Below are 20,171 nucleotides of genomic sequence, written 5' to 3' on the forward strand. Positions count from 1 at the left end.
GAGCTAGCGGGCGAAGGCTGAGTAGCGGCCGGACTCGTGAACGGTCAGGTCGAGGTCGAGGCCGTAGGTGGCTGAGACGTTGGCCTGGGTGAGGGTTTCTTCGATGGGGCCTGCTGCTACGATTTGGCCTTCGCGTAGGAGCAGGGCGTGGGTGAATCCTGCGGGGATTTCTTCGAGGTGGTGGGTGACCAGGATGGTGGCGGGGGCGTAGGGGTCGAGGGCCAGGTGGGTGAGGCGCTTGACCAGGTCTTCGCGGCCTGCGATGTCCATGCCGGCGCCGGGTTCATCGAGAATCAGCATTTCGGGGTCGGTCATGAGGGCGCGGGCGATGAGCACTCGCTTTTTTTCGCCCTCAGACAGGGTACCGAAGGGGCGGTCAGCTAGGTGGGCTACCCCCCAGTCGTCGAGCAGGGCCTTGCCCTGGTTGTCGTCGAAGGAGTCGTATTCTTCGTTCCAGCGGCCTGCTACGCCGTAGGCTGCGGTGATGACGACATCGAGCACGGTTTCGTTGCCGGGGATTTGGGCTGCCATGGGGGCTGAGGAGAGGCCGATGCGGGGGCGTAGTTCAAAAACGTCGACGGCGCCGAGGATTTCGTCAAGGATGTCGACTTCGCCGCGGGTGGGGTGCAGGCGGGCTGCCGCAATGGAGAGCAGGGTGGTTTTACCCGCGCCGTTGGGGCCAAGGACGACCCAGCGTTCGCCTTCTTCGACAGACCAGGTGATGTTGTGGATGAGGTTCTTACCGCTTCGTGAGACAGTAACCTTATTAAGTTCAAGAACTGATGCCATGGTTCACAACTTTAGTAGATAATGGTGCCTATGAGTACTTCTGTGAATATTGTTGCTATTTCTCGTGCGGACGCTCCCCTGATTGCTACCGAGGAGCAGCTGGTTGCTGCGCTCCAGGCGGTTGAGGGCCTGGAGCTTGAATCGGGTCTTTTGATGGAGGTTCCTGCCTCTCGCGTGGAGCGCGAGGCAGAGGGCCCGGCCTACTCGGTTTATATTGCTGCGGCTTCGTGGGAGCGCGGTGGTGTTGAGGACGCCCGCGGCGCCCTGGGGCTGCTGGATGGGGCGCGCTCGCTGGGCTTTGACCTGAATGTGGTGCCCGCTGAGTTGGCCAATGATGAGAAGAAGCTGCTCATTATGGATGTTGACTCTACCCTGATCCGCCAGGAGGTCATTGATGAGCTGGCAGCTGCGGCAGGACGCGGCGCTGAGGTTGCTGAGGTAACTGAGCGGGCGATGCGCGGTGAGCTCGATTTTGAGGCGTCCTTGCGTGAGCGGGTTGCCACCCTAGCCGGTCTCGAGGAGTCGGTGATTGATGAGGTGGCTTCCAAGGTGCTGTACTCCCCCGGTGCTACCAAGCTGGTTGAGGTTTTCCTGGCAGCCGGCCACGAGGTCTGCGTGGTCTCGGGCGGATTTGTGCAGGTTCTCTCACCGCTGGCGGGCTACCTGAACCTTTCCAAGGCGCGCGCCAACGTCCTTGACATCATCGAGGGTAAGCTGACCGGCAAGGTCACCGGCGAGGTTATTACTGGTGAGGTCAAGAAGGAGTCGCTGAAGGAATGGGCTAAGGAGTTCGATATTAAGTCCTCCCAGACCATTGCTGTGGGCGACGGTGCCAACGATGTGCTCATGATCCTTGAGGCAGAGCTGGGTGTTGCTTTCAATGCCAAGACTGCCCTACTGGAGGTCGCCGACGCCCAGATCAACACCCTGCGCCTGGACGCGGTGCGCCACTTCGCTGGGCTCTAAAGATTTGCAAGGCTCTGCCCTCACGCAATAGGAAAAGGACGCTGGTAGGTGGCTACCAGCGTCCTTTTACGTGCTGAAATCAGCGGGTTTGTACCATGCCCTGCCCACTTTTGACCTTAAAAACGGGCAGGGTGCGGTACAAAGTTCGACAGGAAACTACTTGATGAAGCCGCCTGCGCCGCCGACCAGCTCGATGTGGCCGGTTTCAACATCGGCAGTTACCATCTTGGCGACTTCCTGGGCGAACTCGTTGACGGTGTAAAGTTTGCCGGCTTCTTCGCGGCGGGCCTCAATGGCCCCGGGGTGCAGGCGGTTGAGTAGGGCCGCGGTGACGGTACCTTCAATCATGTCGGCGGAGACAACCACCAGGGAGATGCCCTTTTCGGTGAGGGCGGGGATTTCTGCTAGCAGGGCGTCCTCGCCGGCACGCTTGGACTCAGCAACCGGCTTGTACTCAGGCATGGTCTCTACTTCGCGGATGAAGTGGGCCTGGTGGCTGGTCACAAAGACGATGCGGCCGCCCTCAGGCATTTTTTCGGCTGCCAGGCGGGCCAGGCGCAGCTGGGAGTCGCGGTTGAGCACCATGGCGTAATCATCGGGCATGCCGGCCTCCATGCCGCCAGAGGCGTTGAGAATGAGGTAGTCCAGGGAGCCGAAGTTCTCGATGGCAGCTTCTACCAGGGCGGCGGCGTCCTCAGCCTTGGTCACGTCGCCCTGTACAGCAACGGCCTTGCCGCCGGCTTCTTCAATGGCGGCAACAACCTTGGTGGCACGGGGTGCCTTGGAGCGGTAGTTGACGATGATGTTGGCTCCCTGGGCGGCAAGAATCTGGGCGGTATCTGCGCCCACGCCGCGGGAGGAACCGGTAATGATAATGGTCTTGTTCTGAAGTGACATTCTTAGTCCTTATAAGCGTTGTACAAATGATTTGTTTAAGTAGCGATAGGCGGTAGCCCCCCCTCTGCCGACTAACCTTCTCGCCGGTTCGCTAGCGCTCACATGCGATTCATGCCAGCCCCAGCCAGTCGGCTGCCGGGGAGCTACCGCCCCCGCTCTGGCATACACAGCAGCCTGGGAAGGTGTGTGGCCCGTCCGCTGGCTCGGGGCTGGCGTGAATCACGACGAGCCCCCGGGCGAGGAGTGAGAGGGTCGCGGACGGGCACACACCGGCCAGGCTGTATTAGTGCCCCATACCCAGGCCACCGTCAACGGGAATCACGGCACCTGAGATGTACCCTGCGGCGTCGGAGGCGAGGAAGAGGGCTACGTCGGCGATTTCTTTGGGTTCGGCAAAGCGGCGGGCGGGGATGGAGTCGGTGTACTGCTTTTTGAGGTCGTCGGAGAGTTCCTCGGTCATGTCAGTTTTGATGAAGCCGGGGGCGATGACGTTGGCGGTGATGTTGCGGGCGCCGAGTTCGCGGGTGATGGAGCGGGCCATGCCGACGAGGCCTGCCTTGGATGCGGAGTAGTTGACCTGGCCGGGGTTGCCGTAGAGGCCGACGACGGAGGAGATGAAGATGATGCGGCCGCCCTTGTTTTTGAGTAGGCCCTTGGTGGCGCGCTGGGCAACGCGGAAGGCGCCGGTAAGGTTGGTGTCGATGACGGAGGTGAAGTCGTCTTCTTTCATGCGCATGAGCAGGGTGTCTTTGGTGATGCCTGCGTTGGCGATGACGACGCCGACGGGGCCAAATTCTGCTTCGACGGCAGTGAAGGCTGCGTCGATGGAGGCTGAGTCGGTAACGTCTGCTTTGACGGCGAAGAAGTCGGCGGGGGGTTCGCCGCTGCGGTAGGTGATGGCGACGTTGTAGCCGGCTTTTTTGAATTCGGTGGCGATGGCGTGGCCGATGCCGCGGTTGCCGCCGGTGATGAGTACGGTGGGGTTGGTCATTGTTTCACCTTGTTGTGGGGTTTTGTTTCTGCCCCTATCTTACGCTCTTGAGAAAAAAGTGGTGGTTTGTTCAAGTAGGCGCGTGTTATTTGGCCTGGCGGGTTTGGTTAAGGGGTCGGGCGGGGTGTGCCTGCGAGGGGTAGACTGGTGGGGTGAGTTTGAGCCTGTGTGAGGAGGGTACCGGTGGCGCAGAAGTATTGGACTGCTGAGGATTTGGAGGCTGCCGGCTATTCTTCGGGCGATTCTGAGGTTTTTGAGATTACTGACGCTGCTGAGCGGCAGTCGGTGGGGGTTAGTTCGCGGGCTAAGGTGTATGCCTTCAAGATGTTTTTGCGCATTGTTTTTATTATTGCTGCGGTGATGGTGGACGGTGTGTGGCAGTGGGTGTGCCTGGCGGCGGCTGCGATTATTCCCTGGACGGCTGTGGTAGTGGCTAACGGTGAGGCTAAGCAGGGTGGTGGCGGTTTTTCTGCCATGTTGCCGCCGGAGCAGCAGGCTGCTATTGAGGCGGCTCAGGCTGATCGGGCAGCTCGTGCCGCTGCGGCTGAGGGGGCGGACGCCGGTGGGCCAGCTGATAGCCGCACCCAGGCGAGCGCTCACCCAGCAGATTCTGCGGCTGAGGGTTCTGGTGAGCCGGTGATTATTGATGGTGAAGTGGTTTTTGATGAGGACGGTAAGGAGTAGCGGGTGGATATTTTAGGTTCTTTGAATCAGGATCAGGCAGATGGCAGTGGCCAGGGGCCTGAGTTTGTGAAGTGTAGCCGTAAGGGCTGCCAGGAGCAGGCTCGTTTTGAGGTGCTGTGGAACAACCCGAAGGTGCATGCCCCGGAGCGGCTCAAGAGCTGGGCGGCCTGTGAGGAGCACGTGCAGTATTTGCAGGATTTTTTGGTGGCGCGTAGTTTTTGGAAGCAGACTGTCCCTCTGGGATAGGGTGGTTGCTTGTGAAGAAATACGGTTTTTTGCTCTCTGGTAAGTGGGTTGGCCTGTTTGTGCTGACGGTGGTCGCCTCGCTGGTGTGCCTGTATTTGGCGAGCTGGCAGATGAGCCGCAAGGAGGCGCTTGATTTTTCAAATGAGCGTATTTCGCAGAACTATGATGCCGCTCCCCTGGATTTTGCGGATGATTCTAGCCTGTTTGCGTCCGCTCATTCTGAGCTGCGCTGGCAGCCGGTGACCATGACCGGCCAGTACCTGAGTGAGCACCAGTTGCTGGTGCGTAATCGGCCCTATAACGGGCTGAACGGGTATGAGGTGCTGGTGCCTTTCCAGACCGACCAGGGCCATATTGTGGTGGTTAACCGCGGCTGGATGGAGGCTGCGTTTGGGGATGCCGGTTCGACGGCGTCCCCGGTGCCTGCTCCCCCGGCTGGGCAGGTGACGATTACGGTTCGCCTGGTGGAGGGTGAGATCGATACGGGTGCTTCATCGGTGGATGGGCAGATTACCAGTATTGACCTTCCCGAGGTTGCTGAGGTGACCGGTCTTGATGTCGATACGGTCAATTACGGTGTGATGGCTTCTGAGAGCCCGGCTCCAGCAAGCGCCCCGGTTGCTAAGGATAAGCCGGAGGAAGATTACGGGCCGAACCTGTCGTATTCGGTGCAGTGGTACTGTTTTGCGGTCATGTTCTATATTGCTTATTTCTGGTCTGCCCGCCAGAAGGTGCGCAATGATGAGCTCGATGCGCAGGTTGCCGCTGAGCTTGAGGCCTATTTTGGTCAGTTCTACGATGCTGATGGCACGTATATCGGCGATGAGGACGAAGAGGTGGTGCGCCGCCGCATGGAGTTTGTGGATGATATGCCCGCGCATATGAAGTCTATTGTGCGCCCTAAGGCCCCTAAGCGCAGTAAGAAGATTACCGATGAAGAGGTGGAGGACGCCCTGCTCGATGAGCAGCTCTACCGCTAGGCTTTGTGGGTGATTGAGAAAAGAAAATGCTCCCCTCCACCGGTTCAGGTGGAGGGGAGCATTGCTTGAGCTGGTTGCTGTGCTACTGGGTTTTTTCTACCTCGTGGGTAAAGACCACTCCGTCGTCGGTGAAGTGGTCGATCATGGCCAGGGAGTAGACGTCGTAGCCGCGGTCACGGAATTCTTTGCCGCCGCCCTGGAAGACCTTTTCGATGGCGATACCGATGCCGGCTACCTGGGCCCCGCCCTGTTCGCAGAGGTGGGTTAGGCCGTGCAGGGCCTGGCCGTTGGCGAGGAAGTCATCGATAATCAGGATGCGGTCTTCGGGGGTGACAAAGCGCTTGTCGATGCGGATGTCGTACTCGATTTTCTTGGTGTACGAGAAGACCTTGGAGTGGTAGGTGTCGGTGGAGAGGGTTTTGGAGGAAATCTTCTTGGCAAAGACCATGGGCACGCCCAGGTGCAGAGCGGCGGTCATGGCCATAGAGATACCGGAGACTTCGAGGGTGAGGACGCGGGTGATTCCGGCGTCCTTGAAGTGCTCGGCGAAGTCGCGGCCCATGTCCATCATGAGCTGGGGGTCGACCTGGTGGTTGATGAACTGGTCGACTTTGAGGATGTTGCCGGGCAGGATGCGGCCGTCGCGGCGGATGCGGTCTTCGAGGAGTTTCATGCTGTTTTCTTCTTTCGGTCTACCAGGATGATGTTGAGTAGCAGGGCTGCCAGGGTTCCGGTGGAGATGCCGGAGGAGAGAATCATCTGCAGGGCGGTGGGCAGGTTGGCGAGCATGTCGGGGCGCACAGTCACGCCAATACCCAGGGCGAAGGCCACCGAGACGATGAGCAGTTCGCGGTCGCCCAGTTCGATGGTGGTGAGGGTTTTGATGCCCTGGGCTGCGACCAGACCGAACATGATGACGCCTGCACCACCGAGGACGGGCTGGGGCATCACGGAAATCAGGGCTGAGAGCTTGGGGAAGACGCCAAGGATAGCCAGGATAATGCCTGCGGTAATCATGACGCGGCGGGAGGCTACCTTGGTGAGGGTAATAAGGCCGACGTTCTGGGAGAAGGCGGTGTTGGGGCCCGCGCCGAAAGCGCCTGCTAAAGCTGAGCCAACGCCGTCCGCAAGTACGCCGTTAGAGACGCGCTTGCTGTCGAGGGTGGCGCCGGAGGCCTGGCCGATAGCCATCATGATGCCGACCGTTCCGATGGTGGAGACGATATAGGCGGGGACGAAGGCCAGGGTGGAGGCCAGATCAAAGTGCAGGCCGTAGGCGAAGATGTTGGGCAGGGCGAACCAGGCGGCGTCTGAGACGACAGAAAGGTCAACTAGACCCAGGGGAATACAGACCAGGTAGCCGACAACCATGCCGATAAAGACGGCAGCAGCGCGCAGAATACCGCGGCCAAAGTGGGCGATCGCGAGGGTGAGGGCCATAACGCCGAAGGCGATGGTGAGGTTCTGCAGGGAGCCGTAGTCTTCGGAGCCCGCACCGCCTGCTGCCCAGTCCATGGAGACCGGTAGCAGGGTAATGCCGATGAGGGCCACCACGGTACCGGTAATCAACGGCGGGAAGAAACGCATCAGGGGCTTAATGAAGCGGGAGAGCACAATCTCAACCAGTGAGGCGCTGATGGTGGCGGCTACGATTCCGGCCATGCCGAACTGGGAGCCAACCGCGATGGTGGGGTTGACGAAGGTGAAGTCGGTGCCCATCATGCCGGGCACGCGAGCGCCCACGGGGCCGATGCCGCGGGACTGGATGAAGGTGGTGAGGCCCGCGACGAAGATGGAGGCGCTGACCATCAGTGAGGTTTGGGCGACGTTAAAGCCGAGGGCGGTGCAGACGACCAGGGGTACTGCGATGATTCCGGCGAAGGCTGCCAGGATGTGTTGGAGCGCTAGCAGGATAGAGACGCCAAGGGGTGGGGTATCGTCGATCTGGTAGAGCATGTCGGTTGAAGTTTCAGCAGGGGTCTGGGGTTCTGACCCTTGGGTATGTTGGTTCAACGAAGGACTTTCGGTATGTAGTTGTGGTGGGTGTAAGGACGCTCGCCCCCGGCAGGGCTGCCGGTGCGGGGTCGTCCTAGTTTTAGTCTACGCTTCTTGCTCGCTCTGGGCGAACGTTCTCCCCGACCGTGCCTACTCCGTGACCACCGGCGTCTTTTTAGAACAAATATTCGAAATTATGTTAAAGTGGTGCTTTCACTTCCAGAGGATTATTCATAAGGATCGCACCATCATGATGGGTTATTCCCACTCCATTAGCGCAGCAGCAGCCTGGCTAGCCCTCAACGAGGCGGGAGTCTTGGGCATTGACGACCCCACCACCCTGGCCGTCACTACCCTAGCAGCTGCCGGTGCGGGCATGCTTCCCGATATTGATCACCATAACGGCACCATCGCCCACTCGATTCCGCCGGTCAGTCGCTGGGTTGCCCTGTTGGTGGGCCGACTTTCAGGCGGCCACCGCAAGGGAACCCATTCTCTGGTTGGCCTAGCAGCCTTTTGGGCCCTGGCATTTTTTGCCGACCGCCTGACCTACGCGGGTATCCCCGTTCTAGCTCTAGCCCTAGCCGGTTTTGCTGGCGGCCTGGCCCTGCGCACCTTCAAGGCACCGGGGGGCTGGCTGGGGGCGCTTGCGGTCATTGCAGGAACCATCTATACCGATTCGCTGGCCCTAATGCCCTGGGTGGTTCTCACCGGGGCGACCGCCCACATTCTGGGCGATGCCCTGACCACCCGCGGGGTTAACCCCTTCTGGCCAGCCACCATCAAGCCCGTAGTGCCCAGCAAGCTCTGGCGTAAGAGCGGCTACATGGCCCTACCTATCCTGGGCGATGCTGGCTCAGCCCGCGAGAACTTCCTCACCGCCGTCCTAACCGTCTATATCGGGGCCTACACCCTGGCCTTTTTCGGTTTCCTCACCAGCTTTCCAGCCCAGCTGATCAGCGGCTTCTTCACAGGAGCCTAAGACTTCAGGCAAAGACAGGGGCCCGGCACCGTGTGGTGCCGGGCCCCTGTCTTTCACCCGTGTATCACTTCTATGTAGTCACTCATTGAGGTGGGGTGGGAAGGAAAACAAAAATATATCCGTGCCACCGAGGCGAACGATGTTTAGTCTTCGGTCCAGAAAACGTCGACCTCTACGCCCTCTTCAGCGATTTCGGGGTAACGTACGTCGTGTGATTCCAGCATTGAATCATCCTTTCAAGGTTCGGCCCAACGTCGGTGTTGGATTTGTGTGCCGCCTCATCGGTGAGGCGGTATTCTTGAGGTGCAGCTGGGGAAGATTGGCTTCCGAAGCTGGTATTTACTCTACGCCGACTGGTCCACCCTGCACTAGCAAAATAGGCCCGTTATCATTTCGTGACCTTTGTTTGGTGAAGAAAAACCCACGAAACACACAGGTCTTTTTCGTAGAGTGTGGTGGCCCCAACAGTGGGCTTGTGTAAGAAACAGACACACAAGCCTATTTGTACGTACCAAAGAAGAGGGGCTGATACAAGACCGCCCCGTCCGGTCAGCTACCGGGCGGGGCGGGCGTCCGCTCATTCCTGCCTAAGCCAGGGAGATGAGGTCCTGGTATTCCTTGCTCCACAAATCTTCTACCGCATCGGGCAGCAGTAGCACGCGCTCGGGGTCAAGGGCCTCAACTGCCCCCTCATCGTGGGAAACCATCACAATGGCCCCCTGGTAGTTCTTCAGGGCGTTCAAAATCTCTTCGCGCGAGGCCGGGTCGAGGTTATTGGTGGGCTCATCGAGTAGCAGAACATTGGCGGACGAGGCCACCAGAGTTGCCAGCGACAGGCGGGTTTTCTCACCACCGGAGAGCACGCCGGCGGGCTTATCGACGTCGTCTCCCGAGAAGAGGAAGGAGCCGAGAATGGTGCGGACGCGGGTGTCATCGAGGTCGGGGGCCGCTGACTTCATGTTCTCAAAGACGGTGCGGTCGTGGTCCAGAATCTCATGTTCCTGGGCGAAATAACCCACCTTGGCCCCGTGGCCGTAGATGACCTCGCCGGTATCGGGCTGGGTGCTCTTAGCTAGCATGCGCAGCAGGGTGGTCTTACCGGCTCCGTTAAAGCCCAGTACCACCACGCGCGAGCCTCGGTCAATGGCCAAGTCGACATCGGTGAAAATTTCGAGGGAGCCGTAGCTCTTGGACAGCCCCGTCGCTGACAGGGGTGTCTTGCCGCAGGGGGCAGGGTCGGGGAAGCGAATCGCGGCCACCTTATCAACCTGGCGCTCTTCTTCCAGCCCGCGCATGAGCTTTTCGGCCCGCTTGATCATCTGCTGGGCTGCGACCGCCTTGGTTGCCTTGTAGCGCATCTTGTTGGCCTGCTCCATCAGGGCTGAGGCTTTTTTCTGGGCGTTGGCGCGCTCGCGCTTGCGGCGGGCCTCGTCCTGTTCGCGCTGCAGCAGGTAGTTCTTCCAGCCCATGTTGTAGATATCGATGACGCAGCGGTTGGCGTCCAGGTAGAAGACCTTGTTGACGACCAGTTCCATCAGTTCCACGTCGTGGGAGATGACCAGGATGCCGCCCTGGTAGTTCTTCAAAAACTCGCGCAGCCAGACTACCGAGTCGGCGTCCAGGTGGTTGGTGGGCTCATCGAGCAGCATGGTGTCTGCGTTGGCAAAGAGAATGCGGGCCAGTTCGACGCGGCGGCGCTGACCACCGGAGAGGGTGGACAGGGGCTGGTTGAGGACGCGCTCGGGCAGGTCAAGGTTGGCGGTGATGGTAGCTGCCTCAGACTCGGCCGCATAGCCGCCACCGGCAATGAACTCAGCTTCGAGCCGGTCGTAGCGGCGCATACCCTTGGCGTGCTCTGCGGGGTCTTCGCTGGCCATCATTTCCTGGGCCTGACGCATTTTGCGGGCAACCCCGTCTAGGCCGCGGGCCGAGAAAATGCGGTCTTTGGCGAGCTGGGTCATGTCATCGTCCTTGGGGTCCTGGGGCAGGTAGCCGATGGTGCCTCCGCGGGTGACGGTGCCGTCTGCGGGCAGGGTGAGCCCGGCCAGCACCTTGGTCATGGTGGTTTTACCGGCGCCGTTTCGACCCACGAGACCGACCTTATCGCCTTTGTCGATGCGGAAGGTGACGTCCTCCATGAGCAGGCGAGCGCCAGCTCGCAGTTCGAGGTTGTTGACTGACAGCACGGGTCTGCTCCTTGGGTGGGGGTGGGTTGGTCAGCTATCTATCTTACCACCCCAGTGTGGTGCTGGTCGATGTTGGAGGGGCCACCGGGGCGTTGGTTCGGGCCGGCGTCACAGAGGTGAAAGAAAGGCAGACTTTTTGAACGGTGTTCAAAACCTGTTTATAGTAGTGGGCATGACATCATCACAGACTTCACCGCGCCGGGCGCGCGCCGCTGCCAATCCCGGTCGTGATCTGGCTCTTATCGCTGTTTTTGCCGCTTTTATTGCCGTATGCGCCCTGCTGCCCGCTATTCCGGTGGGTCCGGCTGCCGTTCCAATTACTCTCCAAACCCTGGCGATTTACATCGCAGCCCTAACCCTGGGGGGCACCCGCGCTGCCCTTGCCGTTACCCTGTATGTCGTCGCTGGCCTGATTGGCCTTCCGGTTTTCTCTGGGGGTAAGGGCGGCTTCGGCACCATCGTCTCCCCCTCCTTTGGCTACCTGCTGGGCTTTATTCCCGGTGCCCTGGTTATCGGCGGGCTTGCCTACGCAGCCCTGCGCCGCCGTATGAGCGGGGCCGGCTTATTTGGCGCTTTTGTGGTGGCCGTATTGGCAGGTTTTGCCATCATTCAGGTCTTTGGTATTGCCGGCATGATGGTCAATGCCGACCTTGAACTGGGTGCTGCGGTTGCCGCTGCCCTGATTTACATCCCCGGCGATCTCATTAAGTGCCTGGTAGCTGTGCTGGTTGCCCTGGCCGTGCACCGGGCCTTCCCCGCCCTGGCCCGCCGCTAGGTACGATAGAGCCCGTGTTGTTTTCTCGCTCTTCACGCGCAAGCGCTGCAAGCCCGTCGGCTCGGTTTTCGGACGACGGGCTGCTTGCCACTTACTCAGCCACCGTAACCGTTGACACCGGCACCAGCGACCGCACTCTCTTACACAACATCACCGTGGAGCTCTCTGCCCCGCGTACCGCAGTGCTGGGCCTCAACGGCTCGGGCAAGTCAACCTTCTTACGACTCTTCAACGGGCTCTCCCCGCTGACCTCGGGCGAGGTCACCGTACACGGGGTGAGCGTAAGTGAGCATCTACCTGCGGTGCGCTCGCGGGTGGGCATGCTCTTTTCAGACCCCGGCGCCCAGCTGGTGATGCCGACGGGGGTTGAGGATGTCGAGCTCTCCCTTCAGCACATCAAGGGCAAGGACGCCCGCCGCGCCGCCGCCCTGGAGGCTCTTGCTGAGCGCGGGGTTGAGCACCGCGCTTTTGACTCTGTCTATAACCTCTCAGGCGGTGAAAAGCAGTTGACCGCCCTAGCTGCTGTGCTTGCAGTAAATCCTAAGGTTCTACTTTTAGATGAACCCACAACTCTTTTAGACCTCAAGAATAGGTTGAGGCTATTTGACCTGCTCGATTCCCTTCCCCAGCAGCAGGTCATCTCCACCCACGACCTTGACCTGGCAGCAACTTGCGATGAGGCAATCGTTATCCACGAGGGCCGCCTGCTGGCGCAGGGGCCGGCGGTAGACGTCCTGGCAGATTACCAGCGTTGGTGCGCCACGGACTTCCCTGCCCCACCTAAACCTGCTAAGCCCCAACGTCCCGGGGGGCAGGTGTGAACATCGCCAACCAGCTCTTTGGCACCTACCAGCCCCTCAACACTCCGGTGCACCGGGCACCCCTGTGGGCTAAAGGCGTCTTCATTCTTCTGCTGGGCATCTACCTGGCAGCTACCAGCCACTGGGGGTTTGGCCTTGCGGCCCTCGCCCTGGTGCTGGTTCTTGGGGCTCTAGCAAAAATTCCCTGGCGCACCTGGGTGCAGTCCCTGGTTTCCCTTTCCTGGTTGCTGGCAATTCTGTTGGTCTATTACCTGGTGAGCGGCAAGATTGAGTCGGGGGCGGACGTCCTGCTGACCCTACTCACCATGATTGCAGCTTCAAAGGTGCTACTATGGTCAACCCCTATGCCGGTCTTGATTGACGGGTTTATCTGGCTGTGTACCCCCCTGAAGTGGGTGGATGGCTCCCCTGAGCGGGTGGGGCTGGCTCTGGCCCTGATGGTGCGCTCTATCCCGGTGATTATGGATAGCTGGCAGCTGATTCTGGCGGCGGTGGCCGCCCGCGGGATCAAGGTCGCCCAGTTCCGGCTTTTCATCTCCCTGGTGATTGCCACGGTGGCCTACGCCCACGAAACCGGCGACGCCCTGGCCGCCCGGGGCCTTGACCGATAAGGAATCTAGGAAAGCTCAGCCAAGAGGGGCATAATAGAAAGGACGAGGGTGCAGAGATGCACCTTTTTTCTTTGACGAAAACGCCTTAGGATTCCATGAAAATCAACCAATTCATTCACCGGCGAGAATGGTTACTCGTCCTGGTGGCGGTGCTGTCCATCGTGGCTCAGGTCTACCTTGACCTCAAGGTACCCGAGTACATGGAGAACATCACCCTCACCATCTCAACGCCCGGGTCCGAACTGAGGGACGTCACCTCTGACGGCACTCTCATGCTGGCAGCAGCCTTGGCCTCTATGGTCTGCGCCATTATCACCGGCTTCTGCACCGCAATTTTCGGTACCACCCTAGCCCGGCGCATGCGGGCCGGGGTCTACAACAAGACCTTTGACCTCTCCAGTGCCGAGGTGAACCACATCGGCACCGACAGCCTCATCACCCGCTCCACCAACGATGTCACCCAGGTGCAGATGTTTGTGGTCATGGGCCTGCAGATGAGCATTAAGGCCCCCATCATGGCGGTCTGGGCTAGCTCCAAAATCGCTACCCAGTCACTGACCTGGACCATCCCCACCGGGATCACCGTCCTCGCCACCCTGCTGGTGCTGGGTGTCGCCATGGGCCTGGCAATCCCCCGCATGATGCGCATGCAGAAAATCACCGACCGTCTCAACCGTGTGACCCGCGAGCATCTGACCGGTCTGCGCGTCATTCGGGCCTACACCACCGGGGACTTCCACGAAGAGCGCTTTGAAGAGGTCAACACCGACCTGCGCAACACCACCCTCTTCGTCAACTCCACCATGGCCTTCATCATGCCCCTGCTGACCGCCATCATGACGGGCCTGTCCCTCTCCATCTATGTGCTGGGTGCTGTGCTGATAGACGGCACCGCCGACCTGACCGAGCGCGTCACCCTCTTTGGGCAGATGGTGGTCTTCTCCACCTACGCCCTGCAGGTGGTGACCAGCTTCATGATGATGACCGTGATCTTCGTGATGGGCCCGCGAGCCCTGGTTGCCTGGCGTCGTATCCGCGAGGTGCTCTCAACCAAGCCTGCAATTGTGGACGGCGGGGCGAGCGCTGGGGTTGCCCCGGCAGGTTCCCTGGAGTTTAGGGACGTGTCCTTCCGCTACCCCGAGGCTGACGGGGACGCCCTGCATTCGATTTCCTTTACTGCTGCCCCGGGTGAGATGGTGGCAATTATTGGCTCGACCGGCTCGGGTAAGTCGACCCTGGTGAATCTGATTCCGCGTTTTGCTGATGTGCGTGAGGGGTCGGTGCTGGTGGACGGCGTTGATGTGCGCGACTGGAACCAAAAGGACCTGCGCAACCGCCTGGCCTACGTACCCCAAAAGAGTGTGCTCTTCTCAGGCTCGGTAGCCTCGAACCTGGCCCTGGGTGAGGGCCTGCGCCCGGTGACCCCCGAGGACGTGGTGGCGGCGGCTCACGCTGCTGCGGCAGCTGAATTCGTGGGGAAGAAAGAGGACGGCTACGCCTCGGCGGTTGCCCAGAACGGCAAGAACTTCTCGGGCGGCCAGCGGCAACGCCTGTCGATGGCCCGGGCCTTTGCCCGCGGCGGGGAGATCATGATTTTCGATGATTCCTTCTCAGCCCTGGATTATAAGACCGAGCGGGATATCCGCAGCCAGCTCAAGAACTCCGCCAAGGGGGCAACCATTGTGGTGGTGGCCCAGCGTATCGGTACGGTACGGGAAGCCGACAAGATTCTGGTGCTTGATAAGGGCCGGCTGGTTGGCTCTGGCACCCACGAGGAGCTTCTAGCTACCAACGAGGTCTACCAGGATATTGCCCTGTCCCAGCTCTCTGAGGAGGAACTTCGCTCATGAGCCAGTCACCAGTATTTACCCCCGAAGAGCTAGAGTCAGCCCGCCGGGGCCTCGAATCTGCTGAGCAGCTGCGCGATAGCCAGCTTAAAAGCGAGAAAGCAGGGCGCCCCGGAGGTCACGGTGGGCCCGGCGGCCCGCCGCGCGCACCCATGCCGGGGCAGGCGTCCGCCCCCTTCAAGCAGACTATGGGCAAGCTCCTTGCCTACCTGCGCCCGGTGCTGCCGGGCATGGTGGTCGCTATTGTCGCTGCCGTCATCGGGGTTATTCTCACCATTGTTGCCCCGCAGTTCCTCTCGGCTATTACGGACGAGATTCAAAAGGGCTTCACCGGCCAGCTTGATATGGGCGAAATCTACCGTCTCATGTGGATCTCCATCGGCATGCTGGTGGCCTCCCTGATCCTGAGCCTGGTGGAGGGGCAGATCATGGCCCGCTCAACCGTCTGGGTATCGCGCTCCATGCGCCACGACCTAGACCGCAAAATCGACCGCCTTCCCCTGGCCTACATGGACAAGGGTTCCACCGGCGACACCCTCTCGCGCGTGACCAACGACGTCGACACCCTGCAGCAGACCCTCAACAACTCCCTGGCAACCACCATCACCGGCGTGGTCACCCTGGTGGGCTCAGCCGTCATGATGTTTGTGACCGACTGGCGCATGGCCCTGGCCGCTATTGCCGCCTCCCTGCTCGGCATCGTGGCCTCCGGCTTCGTGCTGGCCCGCAGCCAGAAGTACTTCGTGGCCCAGCAGCAGCTCCTCGGTAAGCTCAACGGCCATATCGAAGAAACCCTGAGCGGCCACTCCATGATTCGCGCCTACAACGGTGAAACCGCCGCCCGCGCCGAATTCGCCGACCGCAACACCGACCTCTATCGGGTAGCCTGGAAATCCATGTTCTTCTCGGGCCTCATGTTCCCCCTCATGAGCTTCATCGGCAACCTGGGCTACGTGGTGGTCTGCGTGGTCGGCGCAGCCCTGGTGCTGAACAACACCATCACCTTCGGCGTCATCGTCGCCTTCATCGTCTACGTCCGCCTCTTCACCAACCCCCTGGGCCAGCTAGCCCAGTCGGCTACCTCCCTGCAGTCGGCGGCGGCTGCGGGTGCTCGCGTCTTTGAGTTCTTGGAGGCCGAGGAGCTGGCGGACGAGTCCGCCAAGAGCACTCCCCTGCCCCAGCCCGTGCGCGGTGCTGTGGACTTTGAGAACGTGCGGTTCAGCTACGAGCCGGGCAAGGAGATTATCCACGGCTTTACCGCCTCTGTGGCCCCCGGCCAGAAGGTGGCGATTGTGGGCCCGACGGGGGCCGGTAAGACTACCCTGGTCAACCTGCTTATGCGCTTCTACGAGCTCGATTCGGGGCAGATTCGCATTGACGGGGTGCCCACCACCGACCTGACCCGCGAGCAGGTTGATTCCCTCTTTGCCATGGTGCTGCAAGATACCTGGCTCTTTGAGGGCACCCTGCGTGAGAACGTGGTTTACGGGGCTGGGCAGGTCAGCCAGGAGCGCCTGGATGAGGTCATGGCTTCGGTTGGCCTAGACGAGCTGGTGTCGCAGCTGCACGACGGGTACGACACGGTACTGACCGACCAGACCCAGCTTTCTGCCGGGCAGAAGCAGCTGGTGACGATTGCCCGCGCCATGGTGGCCCAAAAGCCCCTGCTGATTCTGGATGAGGCGACCTCGTCGGTCGATACCCGCACCGAGCTGCTGATTGCCCGGGCCCTAGGCCAGCTGGCAGTGGGCAAGACCTCCTTCGTGATTGCCCACCGCCTCTCTACCATCCGGGACGCCGACGTCATCTTCGCTATGCGCGACGGCGACATCGTCGAATCCGGCTCCCACGCTGAGCTGCTGGAGCGCGGCGGCTTCTACGCCGAGCTCTACAACTCGCAGTTCGCGGGGGCGGACGAGTAGGGAGGGCGGAGCAGGCTAAAATATGTGTGATTGCACCTACACCTTCTCGCACAGTCACGAGGCGCTATGTCTAACTTTGCTTTTGTACACCAGGCCCTGCCGGAGCTCTACCGGGATTGCGCCAAGGCTGAGGGGTATTTGGTGACGGATGCGCCCACCGCCTGCTTCTACGCCCGACGGGCTATCGAGGGTTTGGTTGAGCATATCTACCGGGTGCGGGGTATCTATCGCCCGGAGCAGGCCACGCTGGCGACCTTGACCAGCAATGAGGCTTTCTCGGTATATCTCGACAATGATAAGCGCCTGAAGTTCAAGACTATCCGCCACCTGGGAAACGATGCGGCCCATAACTCCCGGAGGGTCCTTTCTGACCGGGACGCCGAGCAGGCGGTGACCGATCTGTATCACCTGATGGTCTGGGGTGTGTATAACCATTCGGCGACCCCGGCTTTAGCTCCTATGGGCAAGGCTTTTGACCGCCAGCTGATTCCCACGCTGCGCCGTCAGGCGGAGCAGCGAGCTCTGACCCAGCAGCGCATGGCTGAGGCTGAGGCCGAGCGCACGGCTGAGCTGGAGAGACTTGCTGCTGAGCACCAGGCACGGGTTGACGCTATGGACGCCGAGCTTGAGCGTCTTCGCGCCCAGTTAGCTGAAGCCCAGGCGGCTAGGCCCCTGCCCGACACCCATGACTATAACGAGGCTGAAACCCGCGACTACTTCATCGACCTGCTCCTGGGTGAGGCTGGCTGGCCCCTTGCCAATACGCGGGACCGTGAGTACCCGGTGACGGGCCTGCCCACCCCCAGTGGGTCGGGTCGGGTTGATTACGTGCTGTGGGGTAGGGACGGCCGCCCCCTCGGCTTGGTTGAGGCCAAGCGGGCCCGGGAGTCGGTGGATGTTGGTCGCGACCAGGCAAAGGCCTATGCGGACGCGCTGCAGGCGGCGACCGGCGTCCGCCCGGTTATTTTCTATACCAACGGCTATACCCACTACCTGTGGGATGACGCTGCCGGTTACCCGCCGCGTGAGGTGCAGGGTTTCCTCACCGAAGATGAGCTGGCCCTCTTGATTGAGCGCAGGACCAGCCGCCAGCAGTTGAGCGGGCAGCAGGTGAATACTGAGATTGCTGGGCGCGATTATCAGCTGCGGGCTGTTGCTTCGGTGGCTGAGGCTTTTGATGCCCGGCGTCGTAAGGTCCTGCTGGTGATGGCGACCGGTTCGGGTAAGACCCGCACGACCATCGCCCTGGTGGATCTGCTTTCGCGTGCCGGGTGGGTCAAGCGCGTCCTGTTCCTGGCTGACCGCACTGCCCTGGTGAATCAGGCGGTCAAGGCTTTCAAGGCCCATCTGCCGAATCTGGCTACGGTGAACCTGGTGGAGGATAAGCAGGCTAATGGCCGGGTTTATGCCAGCACCTACCCCACCATGCTGAACATCATTAACCGCACCCGGGCTGAGGGCGAAGCCACCCTACGCGAATTCGGCCCTGGCTATTTTGACCTGATTGTGGTCGATGAGGCCCACCGGTCGGTTTATGCCAAGTACAAGGCGATTTTTGAGTATTTTGATGCCCTGCTGGTGGGGCTCACTGCTACCCCTAAAGACGAGGTTGATTTCAACACCTATGCCCTCTTTGACCTAGAGGCCGGTGTGCCGACCGACGCCTACACCCTCGATCAGGCGGTGAGTGATGGTTACCTGGTTCCTGCCCGGGGCTTTAGTGTGGGTACCCGTTTCTTGCGCGAGGGTATCCGCTATGACCAGCTCAGTGAGGCTGAGCAGGAGCAGTGGGAGTCTGCTGACTGGGGCGATGCTGTGCCCGATGAGATTACCAGTGAGGCCCTGAACCGTTTTCTTTTCAACGCCGATACGGTCGATAAGGTGCTGACCACGCTCATGGAGCACGGCTACCGGGTAGCTGACGGTGAGTTGCTGGGCAAGACCATCATTTTCGCCAAGAACCAGGCCCACGCTGATTTTATCTATGAGCGGTTTAACGTGCTCTTCCCCGGTTACGGCGGCTCCTACGCCCAGGTGATTACTAACCGCACGTATGCGGCGGAGTCAGCGATTGAGAAGTTCTCCGAGCCGGAGTCTCTGCCGCGCATTGCTATTAGCGTGGATATGCTCGATACCGGAATTGATGTGCCCGAGATTCTGAACCTGGTCTTTTTCAAGCTGGTACGGGCGAAGACCAAGTTCTGGCAGATGTTGGGGCGCGGTACCCGCCTGGCTCCCGATGTTTTTGGCCCCGGGGCCGATAAGACGGACTTTTTGGTCTTCGACTTCTGCCAGAACCTGGAGTATTTCAGCCAGGATCTGCCCGGCTCTGAGGGGCAGCTGGCTAAGCCTGTCTCCCAGCGGGTGTTTGAAACTCGTGTGAGGCTGGCCCGGGCCCTGGTGGGCTCTGGCACCGTGGCTGCTGGGGACGATTACGCGGTGGCGGTGCGCTCTGACCTGGCTGCCTTTGTGGGCAGGTTGGATATGGGCAATGTGCTGGTGCGCCCGCACCGGGCAGCGGTGGAGCGCTTTGCATGCGCGGACGCCTGGGCGCAGCTTTCTGAGGCGGAGGCCGAGTTGGCGCTGAGTTTGGGGGCTGTTGCCTCAACTGTGCCGGTTGAAGGAACCCTGGAGGCCAAGCAGTTTGACCTGCTCATGCTCGGGGCCCAGCTGTCTGCCCTCACCGGTGATTCTGCCGCACTGGCTCGTGCCAAAGAGGTGGCCCAGACCCTTGCTGAGGACCTACTGACCAAGGCAGCGGTTCCTGCCATCGCGGCCGTCCTGCCCCACCTGGAGCAGCTGGCAGCAGATGACTGGTGGGTGGATGTCTCCCCTGCCCTGCTGGAGTTCATGCGCAAGAAGCTGCGCGGTGTCACCCACCTGCTCGATAGGGGCCAGAAGAAGATTGTCTACACCAATTTTCAGGACGAGCTCATTGACCCGGTTGAGGTCGAGGTGGTGCATACCCAGGTGGGTATGAACCAGGAGCGGTTTGAGCAGAAAATGCAGGAGTACCTGCGCGAACACCTGGATGCGGTTGCTGTGCAGAAGGTTCTTCGCGGCAAGCAGCTGACGGACGAGGATTTTGCGGCTCTGGCTGATTTGATTGATGCTTCGGGTATTGGCGGGCCTGCAAATGTGCAGGTGGCGCGTGAGTCCGGGGGTCTGGGTGTGTTTGTGCGCTCGCTGGTGGGTTTGAGCAGGGACGAGGCCCGGGCGGCTTTTGCGGTCTTTTTGGATGAGTCGCGGTATTCTGCGACGCAGATTCGGTTTGTGCAGCGCATTGTGGATGAGCTGAGTGAGAATGGCACGGTTGACCCGTCGCGTCTCTATGAGGACCCCTACGTGAGCTTGGGCGACCCCCTTGAGATGTTTGGGGACGATGACGCCTTTGAGATTGTCTCGATTCTTAACCGAATCAGGGCTACGGCGGAGGTGGCTTAGCAGGGTGTAGGGGCTTGTGCCCCCATATACTTAGA

17 protein-coding genes are annotated in these 20,171 nt (G+C 60.6%); 11 read left to right on the forward strand and 6 right to left on the reverse strand.

Annotated features, from left to right (window positions below):
* Positions 1–3: 3 nt before the first annotated feature.
* Positions 4–789, reverse strand: a complete 786-nt coding sequence (locus tag HWU94_RS06165) for an ABC transporter ATP-binding protein (RefSeq protein ID WP_185172945.1) — start codon at positions 787–789, stop codon at positions 4–6.
* A gap of 30 nt (positions 790–819) precedes the next feature.
* On the opposite strand from HWU94_RS06165, the gene serB reads away from it, so the two are divergent.
* Complete coding sequence (serB, locus tag HWU94_RS06170) at positions 820–1,755, forward strand: phosphoserine phosphatase SerB (RefSeq protein ID WP_221625826.1); 936 nt, start codon at positions 820–822, stop codon at positions 1,753–1,755.
* 156 nt (positions 1,756–1,911) lie between these two features.
* Here serB and HWU94_RS06175 read toward each other — a convergent pair whose 3' ends face one another.
* Both HWU94_RS06175 and HWU94_RS06180 read right to left on the reverse strand, forming a co-directional pair.
* Complete coding sequence (locus tag HWU94_RS06175; protein WP_185172947.1) at positions 1,912–2,652, reverse strand: SDR family oxidoreductase; 741 nt, start codon at positions 2,650–2,652, stop codon at positions 1,912–1,914.
* Between the two features lie 283 nt (positions 2,653–2,935).
* Complete coding sequence (locus HWU94_RS06180; RefSeq protein ID WP_185172948.1) at positions 2,936–3,643, reverse strand: beta-ketoacyl-ACP reductase; 708 nt, start codon at positions 3,641–3,643, stop codon at positions 2,936–2,938.
* Positions 3,644–3,826: 183 nt separating this feature from the next.
* On the opposite strand from HWU94_RS06180, the gene HWU94_RS06185 reads away from it, so the two are divergent.
* Genes HWU94_RS06185 through HWU94_RS06195 form a run of 3 tightly spaced genes read left to right on the forward strand, consistent with a single transcriptional unit; the run spans position 3,827 to position 5,553 of the window.
* Positions 3,827–4,327 (forward strand): DUF3099 domain-containing protein, encoded by a 501-nt coding sequence (locus HWU94_RS06185; RefSeq protein WP_185172949.1) that lies wholly within the window; start codon positions 3,827–3,829, stop codon positions 4,325–4,327.
* 3 nt (positions 4,328–4,330) lie between these two features.
* Positions 4,331–4,573: an acetone carboxylase gene (locus HWU94_RS06190; protein ID WP_185172950.1), complete on the forward strand. Its 243-nt coding sequence runs from the start codon at positions 4,331–4,333 to the stop codon at positions 4,571–4,573.
* A gap of 11 nt (positions 4,574–4,584) precedes the next feature.
* A complete protein-coding gene (locus HWU94_RS06195; RefSeq protein ID WP_185172951.1) occupies positions 4,585–5,553 on the forward strand; it encodes an SURF1 family protein in 969 nt (322 codons plus the stop codon).
* Positions 5,554–5,635: 82 nt separating this feature from the next.
* Here the strand turns inward: HWU94_RS06195 and HWU94_RS06200 are convergent, their stop codons facing one another.
* Entirely contained in the window at positions 5,636–6,226 is a 591-nt protein-coding gene (locus tag HWU94_RS06200; RefSeq protein WP_185172952.1) for a xanthine phosphoribosyltransferase, read from the reverse strand.
* Complete coding sequence (locus HWU94_RS06205) at positions 6,223–7,566, reverse strand: nucleobase:cation symporter-2 family protein (RefSeq protein WP_221625827.1); 1,344 nt, start codon at positions 7,564–7,566, stop codon at positions 6,223–6,225. Before HWU94_RS06205 ends, HWU94_RS06200 begins: the two co-directional genes overlap by 4 nt.
* A 232-nt stretch (positions 7,567–7,798) precedes the next feature.
* On the opposite strand from HWU94_RS06205, the gene HWU94_RS06210 reads away from it, so the two are divergent.
* Entirely contained in the window at positions 7,799–8,530 is a 732-nt protein-coding gene (locus HWU94_RS06210; protein WP_185172953.1) for a metal-dependent hydrolase, read from the forward strand.
* Positions 8,531–9,117: 587 nt separating this feature from the next.
* On the opposite strand, the gene abc-f is transcribed toward HWU94_RS06210, so the two are convergent.
* On the reverse strand, positions 9,118–10,716 hold the full coding sequence (gene abc-f, locus HWU94_RS06215) for a ribosomal protection-like ABC-F family protein (RefSeq protein ID WP_185172954.1): 1,599 nt from the start codon (positions 10,714–10,716) through the stop codon (positions 9,118–9,120).
* A gap of 172 nt (positions 10,717–10,888) precedes the next feature.
* Between abc-f and HWU94_RS06220 the strand changes: the two genes are divergently transcribed.
* From HWU94_RS06220 to HWU94_RS06245, 6 genes are all read left to right on the forward strand, one after another.
* The gene (locus HWU94_RS06220; RefSeq protein WP_185172955.1) at positions 10,889–11,491 is read left to right on the forward strand and encodes a biotin transporter BioY; all 603 of its coding nucleotides are present in this window, start codon (positions 10,889–10,891) and stop codon (positions 11,489–11,491) included.
* A gap of 14 nt (positions 11,492–11,505) precedes the next feature.
* The gene (locus tag HWU94_RS06225; protein WP_244955908.1) at positions 11,506–12,312 is read left to right on the forward strand and encodes an energy-coupling factor ABC transporter ATP-binding protein; all 807 of its coding nucleotides are present in this window, start codon (positions 11,506–11,508) and stop codon (positions 12,310–12,312) included.
* Positions 12,309–12,923, forward strand: coding sequence for an energy-coupling factor transporter transmembrane protein EcfT (locus HWU94_RS06230; protein WP_185172956.1), 615 nt, complete (start codon positions 12,309–12,311; stop codon positions 12,921–12,923). The genes HWU94_RS06225 and HWU94_RS06230 overlap by 4 nt, the downstream gene beginning before the upstream one ends.
* 95 nt (positions 12,924–13,018) lie before the next feature.
* Positions 13,019–14,773, forward strand: a complete 1,755-nt coding sequence (locus tag HWU94_RS06235; protein WP_185172957.1) for an ABC transporter ATP-binding protein — start codon at positions 13,019–13,021, stop codon at positions 14,771–14,773.
* Positions 14,770–16,692, forward strand: a complete 1,923-nt coding sequence (locus HWU94_RS06240) for an ABC transporter ATP-binding protein (RefSeq protein ID WP_185172958.1) — start codon at positions 14,770–14,772, stop codon at positions 16,690–16,692. Before HWU94_RS06235 ends, HWU94_RS06240 begins: the two co-directional genes overlap by 4 nt.
* A 66-nt stretch (positions 16,693–16,758) precedes the next feature.
* On the forward strand, positions 16,759–20,136 hold the full coding sequence (locus HWU94_RS06245) for a DEAD/DEAH box helicase family protein (RefSeq protein ID WP_185172959.1): 3,378 nt from the start codon (positions 16,759–16,761) through the stop codon (positions 20,134–20,136).
* The last annotated feature ends 35 nt before the right edge of the window (positions 20,137–20,171 follow it).

This window comes from Rothia nasimurium, assembly GCF_014217215.1.
Taxonomy (GTDB): domain Bacteria; phylum Actinomycetota; class Actinomycetes; order Actinomycetales; family Micrococcaceae; genus Rothia; species Rothia avistercoris.

Excerpts from the sequence above, each read along its gene's own strand:
- HWU94_RS06165 (WP_185172945.1), bottom strand. The coding sequence starts at position 789 with ATGGCATCAGTTCTTGAACTTAATAAGGTTACTGTCTCACGAAGCGGT.
- serB (WP_221625826.1), top strand. The coding sequence starts at position 820 with ATGAGTACTTCTGTGAATATTGTTGCTATTTCTCGTGCGGACGCTCCC.
- HWU94_RS06175 (WP_185172947.1), bottom strand. The coding sequence starts at position 2,652 with ATGTCACTTCAGAACAAGACCATTATCATTACCGGTTCCTCCCGCGGC.
- HWU94_RS06180 (WP_185172948.1), bottom strand. The coding sequence starts at position 3,643 with ATGACCAACCCCACCGTACTCATCACCGGCGGCAACCGCGGCATCGGC.
- HWU94_RS06200 (WP_185172952.1), bottom strand. The coding sequence starts at position 6,226 with ATGAAACTCCTCGAAGACCGCATCCGCCGCGACGGCCGCATCCTGCCC.
- HWU94_RS06210 (WP_185172953.1), top strand. The coding sequence starts at position 7,799 with ATGATGGGTTATTCCCACTCCATTAGCGCAGCAGCAGCCTGGCTAGCC.
- HWU94_RS06220 (WP_185172955.1), top strand. The coding sequence starts at position 10,889 with ATGACATCATCACAGACTTCACCGCGCCGGGCGCGCGCCGCTGCCAAT.
- HWU94_RS06235 (WP_185172957.1), top strand. The coding sequence starts at position 13,019 with ATGAAAATCAACCAATTCATTCACCGGCGAGAATGGTTACTCGTCCTG.
- HWU94_RS06240 (WP_185172958.1), top strand. The coding sequence starts at position 14,770 with ATGAGCCAGTCACCAGTATTTACCCCCGAAGAGCTAGAGTCAGCCCGC.
- HWU94_RS06245 (WP_185172959.1), top strand. The coding sequence starts at position 16,759 with ATGTCTAACTTTGCTTTTGTACACCAGGCCCTGCCGGAGCTCTACCGG.